Genomic DNA, 11689 nt, shown 5'->3' with positions numbered 1-11689 from the left:
CATGCCCAATCTTTTTAAAATCATCTAAGATTAACTCTTGACTCTTAACGAAAAGTTTGCTTTTCGTCTAGAGTGGAGATCGTTTAAGCTAGCTGAAAGATTGTTTGATTCGTGGGTAAGAGGAGGTAGCGTGCCTAAAAAAATAGGATTGATTTCTTTTCTCGTTGTCTGTAGTTTGTGGAGTATGCCAAAAGCAGCGCAAGCACAGGCCTTAATACCCCATACACTGCAACTTGATGCAGGAAAATTGGAAAAACAAGGGTTGAGCTTGGCGCAAGAGGCAGCACAGTTAGGACAGTTTCAACAGTTTGAGTTAGCTTTGCCTAGAGCTAGGTTAGCTAGTCAACTGGCTCCAAAAAATGATAAAGTTTGGTTTTTATTGGGTGGATTGCATCTCCAAAGCAAAAAGTTTGATGAGGCGATCGCGGCTTTCAAAAAAGCCCAATCTCTCAATCCCAAAAATGCTGATGCTTTGTTTGCAATGGGTTCGGCGCACTTTCAGCAGCAGAAATATCCAGCAGCTATTGCTAGTTACCAAGCTGGCTTGAAAATCAAACCCAACGATCCAGAAGGTTTATTTGATTTGGGGAATGCTTACTATATGACTGGTCGCTTACCAGATGCGATCGCGCAATATAACAAAGCTGTCTCCAACGATCCGAAATTTTGGCCAGCAATTAACAACACTGGCTTAATTCAATACGAACAGGGTGATGTCCAAAGCGCAATCAAGCAATGGCAAACTGCTGTATCTTTGGACAAACAAGCAGCCGAACCTTTATTAGCCTTAGCAGTGGCTTTATACACTAAAGGCGATCGCCAACAGGGTTTAGCAATGGGCGAACAAGCTTTGCGCATCGATCAGCGCTATGGTGATTTGGATTTCCTCAAACAAAATCTTTGGGGCGATCGGCTACTATCAGATACCAAAAAATTCCTGGAGTTACCCAGGATTCAAGCAGCTTTACAGCAAGGGGAAAGTCCCTTAAATTCCAACCAGCCACCTGCTCAATAGTTAAACAGTAATTTGGCAATTGGTAATTGGAACTGCTTTTACCCACCACTCATTACCACTTGCCGAACTCACAGTGTTTATAGTACATATATACTGAAGTAATCGCAAGTCGAGGATTGCTGAGAGTTAGCCACCAGTTCTTTGCTTTTATTCTTTGGGTAGAAGTGCCAGAATTTGGTCAACAAAAAGTTGATGGTCAACTACAGGCTTAGAGATGTAGCCATCAGCACCGCTTTGTTTCAAGAAGTTTTCGCGATCGCCTTCCATAGCGTGAGCGGTAACCAAAATCACAGGTAAATGTGCTGTTTTCGGGTCAGCTTTTAACATTTGTGTAATTTTGATACCATCAACAGACTTACCTTGGTAGACACTTCGAGACAAAGAAACATCCATCAAAATCAGGTCTGCATCACCAGCTTGAGCAATTGTGATGACTTCGTCCACATTTTCTGTATGCTTAACATCTAAGCCCCCGCGCTTGGTTAAAATCTTGGAAAAAACGCGAGCATTGATTAAATCGTCTTCTACAATCAGAACAGTTTTCATGAGAATTTAACTTATGAGAATGGGGGGGATAAACATCTGAACAAAACAGTTGTCTGCCTCCTTTTTAGTCTTCAATGTGTCTCCCCGTCATCAAGGATAATACTACTGCTTTTTATCCTCTGACTAACAAGATTTGGTGAGAAATAGCCTTTCATCCGTTATGCTGTGGTTGTTGCAGCGTTTATTTAAAACGACTTTTGTGTAGTTAAATTTCAGGGAACAAGCTCATGGCAAAACAGTTAAACCTTCTCTCAACGGGACAGGTAATCACCACAGCCCTGCACACTGAGATGCAACGGTCTTACCTAGAATATGCCATGAGCGTAATTGTAGGGCGAGCGTTGCCAGATGTGCGCGATGGCTTAAAACCAGTGCATCGGCGGATTTTATATGCAATGCACGAACTGGGTTTGACACCAGATAGACCCTATCGTAAATGCGCCCGTGTGGTAGGGGATGTGCTAGGTAAATACCATCCCCACGGCGATCAAGCGGTTTACGACGCCTTAGTTAGGCTGGTACAGGAATTTTCTAGCCGCTACCCCTTACTAGCAGGACATGGTAACTTCGGTAGCGTGGACAACGATCCACCCGCCGCGATGCGTTATACAGAAACCCGCCTCGCTGCCATTGGTCATGAGGGAATGCTGACAGAAATTGGCGAAGAAACTGTAGAATTTATCGGTAACTTCGATAATTCCCAGCAAGAACCAACAGTCTTACCAGCACAGTTACCATTTTTATTACTTAATGGCTGTGCTGGTATTGCTGTAGGTATGGCGACAAATATTCCTCCCCATAATTTAGGGGAAGTTGTTGATGGTTTAATCGCCTTAATAGACTTCCCAGATTTATCTGATGAAAAATTATTTGAATTAATTCCCGGCCCGGATTTTCCCACAGGCGGAGAAATAATTGGTGATGCGGGAATCAAGGAAGCATACACCACAGGGAAAGGTGGGATTGTCTTGCGGGGAGTAGCAACTTTAGAAGAGATAGCACCTACTCGTGGTAGCAAACGCCGCACAGCAATCATTATTACAGAATTACCTTATCAAGTAAATAAAGCAGGCTGGATTGAGAAGGTTGCAGAATTAGTTAATCAAGGTCGTTTGTTAGGAATTTCTGATATTCGCGACGAAAGCGATCGCGAAGGAATGCGCGTAGTTATCGAACTCAAACGCGATACCAACCCCCAAGAAATTCTCCAGCATTTATATCATCAAACCGCTTTACAAACTAACTTTGGGGCGATTCTCTTAGCCTTAGTAGATGGACAACCCCGTCAGTTAAGCTTGCGCCAACTGTTGCAGGAGTTTTTAAGTTTCCGCGAGCAAACTCTGTCTCGGCGCTACAGTTACGAGTTAGGTAAAGCCGAAAGTCGTCTGCATTTAGTAGAAGGTTTACTCTCAGCCTTAGCTCACGTTGATACCGTCATTGAAATTTTGCGCCAAGCTGCTGATGGTAGCACGGCGAAAATTAGCCTTTGTAGTCGGTTAAATTTAACCCAAGTGCAAGCAGATGCGATATTAGCTATGCCATTGCGCCGTATAACCAGCTTAGAACAGCAGAATTTGCAGCAGGAGTTTGCACAACTCTCAGAGCAAATTGATTTATTACGGCGATTACTGAGCGATCGCAAAGAATTACTTAAAGCACTGAAAAAAGATTTGCGATCGCTCAAGCGCAAATACAGCGATCCGCGTCGTACCAAACTCGTACCTTTTACGGCGGAAATTAAGAAGCCAGAAGAAAAAGGAAAAACTCGCCAATCAGCCGCAGAAGATGAAGACAGTCCTCAATCTTCCCAACCAGCCGAAGCAGCAATTTTAGAATTTACTCAACGGGGATATGTGCGCCGAATTCAGCCCAACGGGAAAAAACCCAAAGCTGACAACGGTTTAAACGATCATGATTTTATTATTCAAACTCAGTCAACCGACACCCACCAAGATTTATTAGTCCTTACCAGTGGCGGTAAAGTTTATCCAGTGCGAGTAGGAGATATCCCCGTCATTACTGGACGTTCGCCCAAGGGAACACCCCTAATTACCATGTTGAGTAGTACAGCCCAAGGTACTCAAGAAGCGGTGATTAATCGCTTTGTGCTACCAGAAAATGCTGATACTACGCAAATTATTCTGTTAACAAAACAAGGAAGAATTAAACGCCTAGCCTTAGAAGAATTGGCTAACCTCACCCGACGCGGTGTAACGATAGTCAAACTCAAAGACGACGATGAATTATTATTAAGCCAATTCACCACTACAGGCAAACATCTAATTGTCGCCAGTTCCAACGGACGTTTATTAAAATTCCCCGTAAATGACGAACAACTACCCATCATGGGACGCACGGCGATGGGATTGCAAGCCCTACGAATGCTTAAACATCAGCAAATGGTAGGCTGTGTCACGGTGAACGAACAAGAAGACTTACTACTAATTACCGAAGAAGGATATGCAAAGCGTTTTCCTGTCAGTCAACTCAGATCTGCCAATCGCGGTGATTTAGGGACTCAATACCTCAAATTCGCTAGCAAAACCGACAACTTAGCCGGAATGGTAGGAGCGATCGCTTCTGGGGAAATCGCCTTAGTCACAAATAAAGAACGAGTATTGCGCATACCAGTAGAAACTGTACCCCTATTAAATAGAGACGCCAAGGGAGAAAGCATTCTCCAACTCAACCGCGATGAAAAAATCATCACCGTTGTCGAAGTGCGTTAATGAAAAACTCCATTCCCTTGTGGGTGGAGTTTTTGGGGATGGGGAATAGGGAATAGGACATGGGAAAGAACATACCAATGCCCAATGCCCAATGCCCAATGCCCAATGCCCAATAATTTAGCGATCGCTGTGGCAATATTCTGCAATCAAATTTGTAAACAAATATTGATATTCCTGAGAATAAAAGCCAGATTGTTTTGCTAAAAAATCGTGCAAATACTGTGTAAAGACTTGATATTTCATGTCTCTACAACAGACTTTTGTGTCGTTACGATTGTTAGCAATTGAGCAAATCTTCCCGGATTAGGTAAAATAGTTGCAAAAGAATTTCAATAAAAATTGCATTGTTCCATATCAAGCAATGTCAATTCAGCCCCCAGCTTAAATTTGGGCAGAATTTATTGATTTTTCTGAGTATAATTACGCAATATTTTCTCTTGCCGATCAACTGCCTTCCTACATCTAGAGATAGATATTTAGGCTCCTGAATATCAGTTACTGTTTCTTGAGTCAAGTTTCAGTAACAAAACTACAAATATATCCTTGCAATTATGAGGATAGTTGTTATATTAGTTTACATAAGCCAATAAATCTTATTACATACCCTTTGGAGTATCCACCATGACTAATGCCACCAAAACAATTACCGCTCCTGTAGTTGAAGATCGTAATGCTTGGCGTTGGGGTTTTACTCCCCAAGCAGAAATTTGGAACGGTCGTTTAGCCATGATCGGCTTTTTAGCTGCGGCTTTAATTGAGCTACTTTCTGGTAAAGGCTTCCTACATTTCTGGGGTATTCTCTAATCCCAATTTTGTGGATTTGAGATTCTCAAATTACTTTTAGGACAAGTCAATAGCTAACAGTTGTCAAGCTAAATAGTTTTGGATTCAAAACTTTTGCCGTCAGACTGTTGTTCAAGCATTAAAATACAAAATTAACTACAAATGAAAAACCTGGGGATAAAAACATCTCCAGGTTCTTTATTGCAGGTTTGTTAGTTGTCAGTTGTCAGTTGTCAGTGGATGTAATGCCATTTCTCTAAATTCTGGCTACAGATAATTCTCCCCCTGCTCCCTGCTCCCCTGCTTTCTATGTGTTACTTTATTTTGGAGAATTGGTATAAGTTGGGTTCAGGGACATAGACGCGGAGAGGCTTCCCGTAGAGTAACCCAACACATCAAAGTTTTATAATTGTTGGGTTTACACAAGGTAAGCCCAATGACAAATGACCAATGACAAATGACCAATGACAAATGACCAAATAAAAAAACTTCACCCCCAAGCGGATGAAGTTTTTGATTGTTGCTAATTTGTGTTTGGTTATAGTCATTAGCCAAGATAAATGACTAATAACCAGCGACTAATAATTAGCGAATATATTCCTTGAGAACGCTATTGCGATTTGGATGACGTAACTTGCGGAGTGCTTTCGCTTCAATTTGACGAATACGTTCGCGAGTAACGTTAAAAATCTGACCAATTTCTTCTAAGGTCTTCATCCGACCATCATCTAAACCGTAGCGCAATCTCAACACATCTCTTTCACGAGGGCTAAGACTGTCGAGGACTTTTTCTAAGTCTTCGCGCAACAGGTTTTTAGAAACTTGGTCTTCTGGTGTCTCGCCATCAGATTCAATAAAATCACCTAAGCGAGAATCTTCTTCTTTACCAATTGGTGTTTCTAAAGAAATGGGCAATTGAGCCGATTTAGCTATAAAGCGTAGCTTCTCAATTGTCATTTCCATGCGGGTAGCAATTTCCTCTTCAGTGGGTTTACGTCCCATTTCTTGAGAAAGCAACTTGGTAGTTTTCTTAATCCGAGAAATGGTTTCGTAAAGGTGAACAGGAAGACGAATTGTCCGCGATTGATCGGCAATTGCTCTGGTTATTGCTTGGCGAATCCACCATGTAGCGTAGGTAGAAAACTTATAACCTTTCTCATGGTCAAACTTTTCCGCAGCGCGAATCAAACCAAGACTTCCTTCTTGAATTAAATCTTGGAAGGATAAGCCCCGATTCATATATTTCTTGGCAATTGAAACTACAAGGCGCAGGTTGGATTGCACCATTTTATCTTTTGCCCGGCGACCAATATGCAGCTTGTAGCGAAACGCTGACAATGGCAATTGCACAGCTTCTGCCCATTCGCTATCCTTAGGATCGCGATCCAACTGTTCGGAAAGCCTTTCTCTAATCCGCTCTAATTCCAATAATTCGGCGATTTTACGCGCCAATTCGATTTCTTCGTCTGCCCGCAACAAACGAATTCGACCAATTTCTTGCAAGTAAAGCCGAATCGAATCTTCTGTGTAGTGCTTTTTCTTGCTTTGTGCCCGACGACGCGACTTAGCGGCTTTTCCAGACTTTGCGTCGTCCTCATCAGACTGAGGCTCTAAAAACTCATCAATTTCGCCTTCATCGCTGAGTAATAAGTCCTCATCGACTTCGTCGTCGATTAACAATGGATCTAACTCGAGATCGGGCTGATTTATCATTTCTAGGTCAGGCTGATAAATGCTTTCGAGTACGTTGTTAGCCTGGTTCATGCCGCGTTCCTCATGCTCCTTGCAGAATCAATTACTCAAGATGTTGTGTTTACTGCTCTTATTAATTGAGCAAATTTATTACCGAAAATCTTTTTTTGGCTGAGTTGCCAGATATATTTTCGGGAATTTTCTCTCTCTTTGGGAAGAGTTTTTACTAAGTATGGAAATCGCTTGTAGCTGACTTACTCATCTTAGTAAAGGTTATGCGTATTTTCACCGCATACTACCTTTAACTGACTTGTCTCGAAAAAGACATGTCTTGATAAAAAAATTTACCACTGCAGTTAAATAAACATAACTGTGGGCAGATTTTTTCCGTAAAGACTGTTCCGATTGTAGCCTGTTTCACAGAAATTGCACTCTTTTTGTGTATTAATCTTTTAGCCACTAACAGAGGTAAAGCCACTATTATCAAAAAGAACTTCAAAATGGTAGTCATACCTTTCAATCTTTTCCGAAACTTTTTGGAATTGCAGTGGCATTGTCATTACTTTAAAAGGTAAGTAAACCTGTTGATGCTAGTTTCTAAGTAGAATGCACAACATGAATTACTGAGAAACAGCGCATTTTATATTAACTCAAGTGAGAAGCAATAGCGCAGGTATTTTTACATTTCCTTCATAAAGTACTCAGTTCGTGAAGCTAAGTGAAATATCCCGCTAGGTAGATACAGCAACTATGATAATGTTTGCCTTGGACTGGAGTAGATTATGTGTACTAGTTACCGCAACTAAGGAGTTTAGGTAACGGTGGAATCAGCCTGATAGCAGATCGATGAAGATGCAACTAATTTGGTCTTATTCACACGTTAGCGCACTAATGTGATTTCAGCCCTATGAAACTTGACAAACTTTTCCTATTGTATCCAACGATATTTTAATCAATTCATTAAAGATTTGACATCGTAGACGATCGATTATTTGTTCTTTAAATAATTGAAAATCTAGATTGTGGGTTGGATACTTAGTTGAGAATCTCTCATTAGTAAAATACTTGTAAAGTTTAATACTTTTTTTTCATTATTCCAACGGACTGAGTTTGATTGATTAATCTTAAAGCTACATAGCAAATGCTTTTGAATTATATGAATTTAAGCTTTGCTCTTTCAGGATAACAAATACTTTTCCTGTTGATGGGAAAAATATACGGATATCCATGAAGTGTTTTTTATTTCTCATCAAATAGAGATGAGTCAGGAAACTTGCCTATGCTAGATCGCTGCACGTGAAAACCATAGGTTGACAAAAAATATTTTATATGTATTCAAGAATTGCAATGAATTTTACAAGCTTTGTAATTTATGTTTATCTATTGTATCAATCAAGTATCATTGTTGGGCATTGGGGATTGGGCATTGGGCATTGTGCATTGTGCATTGGGGAGCCAGTGCGTTGCGCGGGTTTCCTACGTTGAAGCAACTGGCGTCATTGGGCATGGGAAAGAGAGATTTTTATGTTTTCTGGTGTATGTGGTTTATAAGGGCTACTGAAAGTCTGGAGACAGCAACTCATGGTGAAAGGTTGCAAATTACTAAATAAATAGGGCGCGATCGCCGCGCCCTGTAATTTAATGCAATAAACCTACAAGAAAGTTAACTATTAGCAGAATTTAGATGTCTAAATCGGTTAAGTTGAGTTTAGAGCCGTAGGTTTCGATAAATTCTCTTCGGGGTGCGACGCGATCGCCCATTAAAATTGTAAAAATGCGATCGGCTTCGGCTGCATCTTCAATTTCTACTTGCTTCATTTTGCGAGTTTCTGGGTTCATCGTCGTTGTCCAGAGCTGTTCTGGCATCATTTCCCCCAAACCTTTAAAACGCTGGATGGTGTAATTAGCATTGCTAGGAAAGGCGGCAATTTTTTGTTGTAATTCGCGATCGCTATAACAATACTCGTGATTGCGTCCCCGTTCTAATTTATAGAGTGGCGGACAAGCAATATAAATGAAACCCTGTTCAATTAACGCTCGTTGATACCGATAGAAAAATGTTAATAACAGAGTCCGGATGTGCGCGCCATCTACGTCAGCGTCGGTCATAATTACTATGCGGTGATAGCGCAGTTGGGAAGCGTCGAATTCTTCGCCTTTAACACCTAAACCTAGTGCTGTAATTAAGGCTTGAACTTCATTATTTTTATAAATTTTGGAATCGTCGGTTTTCTCAATATTGAGGATTTTACCGCGTAGAGGGAGGATAGCTTGGGTACGGCGATCGCGTCCTTGTTTAGCGCTGCCACCTGCTGAATCCCCTTCGACGATGAAGATTTCCGATTCGCCGGGATCGCGAGAACTACAATCAGCTAATTTTCCTGGTAATGGCGATGATTCTAGTACAGATTTGCGGCGCACCAACTCTCTTGCATGACGCGCTGCTTCAGCCGCTTTAAATGCTTGGATGGCTTTATCTAAAACCGCATCAGCGACGCTGGGGTGAAATTCTAAGTATTCTGTGAGAACTTCACCAACTAAAGAATCAACGATTCCCCGGACTTCAGTGTTACCAAGTTTGGTTTTAGTTTGTCCTTCAAATTCCGGATCGGGAACTTTGACGGAAATGATTGCTGTTAAGCCTTCGCGAACATGTTCGCCACTGAGGTTAGGTTCATTTTCTTTGATTTTGTTACGCTTGCGGGCGATCGCATTTAACGTCCTTGTCAAAACCGCCTTCAAACCTTCTAAATGGGTACCACCATCAACTGTGCGAATATTATTGGCAAATCCGAGAACATTATCTGTATAAGCATCAGTACACCACTGCAAAGCTACTTCTACTTGAACATTGCTGCGTTCTCCCTGCACATAAATAATTTCTTCATGTAGAGGCTGCTTTTCGCGGTTCATGTAAGCAATATACTCTTTGATCCCGCCCTTATACTCGTATGTTTCTATCTTGGGGGTATCGCTTTTCAGCAGTTCCAGGCGGTTATCAGTAAATGTAATTTTGACACCTGCATTCAGATAAGCCAATTCCCGCAGGCGACCCGCTAAAGTAATATAATCAAATTCAGTACCAGTGGTAAAAATTTGTGTATCAGGTAGAAAAGTTACAGAAGTTCCGGTTCTAGCTTCTTTGTCAGGCTTGACTTGCAGGTCAGTAACGGGGATACCCCTTTCATAACGCTGGAGATGAAGCTTTTTATCTCGCCAAACGGTAACTTCTACAAATTCCGATAAGGCGTTAACAACAGAAATCCCTACCCCGTGTAATCCTCCAGAAACTTTGTAGCCGCCGCCACCAAATTTACCACCGGCGTGCAATATAGTCAAAACCGTTTCCAACGCTGACTTACCGGTTTTGGGGTGAATATCAGTAGGAATCCCACGACCATCATCTGTTACAGTTACAGAACCATCGGCGTTGATATCTACCTCCACATGGGTACAGTAACCAGCTAAAGCTTCATCAATAGAATTATCTACGACCTCGTAAACTAAATGGTGGAGTCCCTTCGGACCAGTAGAACCGATGTACATACCTGGTCGTTTGCGGACGGCTTCCAGACCTTCCAGAACTTGAATCTGATCGGCACTGTAACTGCTCGTCATGAAAATTCTCCTGATGCTTGGGGTTAAAATCGCTGAAAAAGTGAAAAAGTCAAATCACTCCAAAATTTTAACACAAAAGCCTTGCTGGCGTCTGTAGGGCATTTTTGTGGGAGGTTTATACAGGGATTGCATCCCTGGTAGGGGATAGGGGCTAGGGAAGGGAGACAAGGAGGACAAGGGAGACAAGGGGGACAAAAGATAATTGTACAGACGCGATTAATCGCGTCTCTCAAAAATGACTATTGACCATTGACTATTGACAAATGACTAAATTAGTGGTGATTTGTGGCGCAACGGCTACGGGTAAATCGGGTTTGGCTTTGGCTTTGGCGAGAGAATTGGGTACTGCGATCCTCAGTGCCGATTCTCGCCAAGTTTATTGCGAGTTTAATATTGGTACAGCCAAGCCGACTTTGGCAGAACAAAAATTAGTGCCGCACTATTTAATAGATATCTGCGCGCCAACAGACACGATGACGGTAGCAGATTATCAAGAAAAAGCGCAAGATTTAATTGCTTCTATTTCTAGTTCTCCTTTATTGCTGGTTGGGGGTACAGGGTTATACATACGTTCTATTGTTCAAGGAATGAAAATTCCCAGGGTAGCACCGCAATTAGAATTGCGATCGCAACTTTCACAAATCGATCAAAATCAACTTTACGCTATGTTGCAGCAAGTTGATCCTATTGCTACACAAAAAATTCATTCTCATGACACAGTCAGGACTTTAAGAGCTTTGGAAGTGTATTATGTTACGGGAATACCTATTTCTGCCCAACAAGGTGAGAAGCCGCCAAATTACCCGATTTTGCAAATTGGTTTAGATTGCGATTCGGAAGCTATACAGCTACGCATTCACCAGCGTACCGAACAAATGATCGCTGATGGATTAGTGGCTGAAGTCGATGGACTTTGTGAGAAATATGGTTTTGATTTACCGTTATTAAATACTTTAGGATATCAAGAAATTAAGCAGTATTTAACTGGTGAAATTTCTTTAGCAACAGCGCAAGAATTAATAGTTTTACATACGCGACAATTTGCCAAGCGACAACGCACTTGGTTTAAAGCATATCCGCAAATTGAGTGGTTTAATGCAAACGATCCCGATTTATTTGTAAAAGTTTTGCAGCGCGTCAAGCAGTTTATGGACAAATGACAACTGTACGGGCGGGTTTACAGATATCCTTACTAATTAAGAGGATGTTTGAAAAGTCGGACAGATTGTAAAAAAGCTCTCTCGGTATACGCTGTGAATAGATAGTAGACAGCACCGAGAGAGCAACATGAGTAAAGCATATCCCA

7 protein-coding genes are annotated in these 11689 nt (G+C 41.6%); 4 read left to right on the top strand and 3 right to left on the bottom strand.

All coding sequences use genetic code 11. From position 1 onward, the window contains the following. The first annotated feature begins 130 nt into the window (after positions 1-130). The gene (locus H6G08_RS36060) at positions 131-1015 is read left to right on the top strand and encodes a tetratricopeptide repeat protein (protein WP_190551994.1); all 885 of its coding nucleotides are present in this window, start codon (positions 131-133) and stop codon (positions 1013-1015) included. 147 nt (positions 1016-1162) lie between these two features. On the opposite strand, the gene H6G08_RS36055 is transcribed toward H6G08_RS36060, so the two are convergent. Next, positions 1163-1561, bottom strand: coding sequence for a response regulator (locus H6G08_RS36055; protein ID WP_190551992.1), 399 nt, complete (start codon positions 1559-1561; stop codon positions 1163-1165). Between the two features lie 227 nt (positions 1562-1788). On the opposite strand from H6G08_RS36055, the gene gyrA reads away from it, so the two are divergent. Together gyrA and H6G08_RS36045 are read left to right on the top strand one after the other, a co-directional pair. Further along, entirely contained in the window at positions 1789-4290 is a 2502-nt protein-coding gene (gyrA, locus tag H6G08_RS36050) for a DNA gyrase subunit A (RefSeq protein WP_190551990.1), read from the top strand. Positions 4291-4911: 621 nt separating this feature from the next. Further along, positions 4912-5094, top strand: a complete 183-nt coding sequence (locus H6G08_RS36045; RefSeq protein WP_190551989.1) for a CAB/ELIP/HLIP family chlorophyll-binding protein — start codon at positions 4912-4914, stop codon at positions 5092-5094. Positions 5095-5658: 564 nt separating this feature from the next. On the opposite strand, the gene rpoD is transcribed toward H6G08_RS36045, so the two are convergent. Next, on the bottom strand, positions 5659-6837 hold the full coding sequence (gene rpoD, locus H6G08_RS36040) for an RNA polymerase sigma factor RpoD (RefSeq protein ID WP_096645380.1): 1179 nt from the start codon (positions 6835-6837) through the stop codon (positions 5659-5661). A gap of 1608 nt (positions 6838-8445) precedes the next feature. Next, on the bottom strand, positions 8446-10383 hold the full coding sequence (gyrB, locus tag H6G08_RS36035; protein ID WP_190551987.1) for a DNA topoisomerase (ATP-hydrolyzing) subunit B: 1938 nt from the start codon (positions 10381-10383) through the stop codon (positions 8446-8448). Between the two features lie 263 nt (positions 10384-10646). On the opposite strand from gyrB, the gene miaA reads away from it, so the two are divergent. After that, positions 10647-11543, top strand: a complete 897-nt coding sequence (gene miaA, locus H6G08_RS36030; protein ID WP_190551985.1) for a tRNA (adenosine(37)-N6)-dimethylallyltransferase MiaA — start codon at positions 10647-10649, stop codon at positions 11541-11543. Positions 11544-11689: the final 146 nt, after the last annotated feature.

The organism is Calothrix anomala FACHB-343, from assembly GCF_014696435.1.
Classification (GTDB): domain Bacteria; phylum Cyanobacteriota; class Cyanobacteriia; order Cyanobacteriales; family Nostocaceae; genus Aulosira; species Aulosira anomala_A.
The sequence above is the reverse complement of the archived record's forward strand: the minus strand, read 5'-3'. Positions and strand labels throughout refer to the sequence as shown.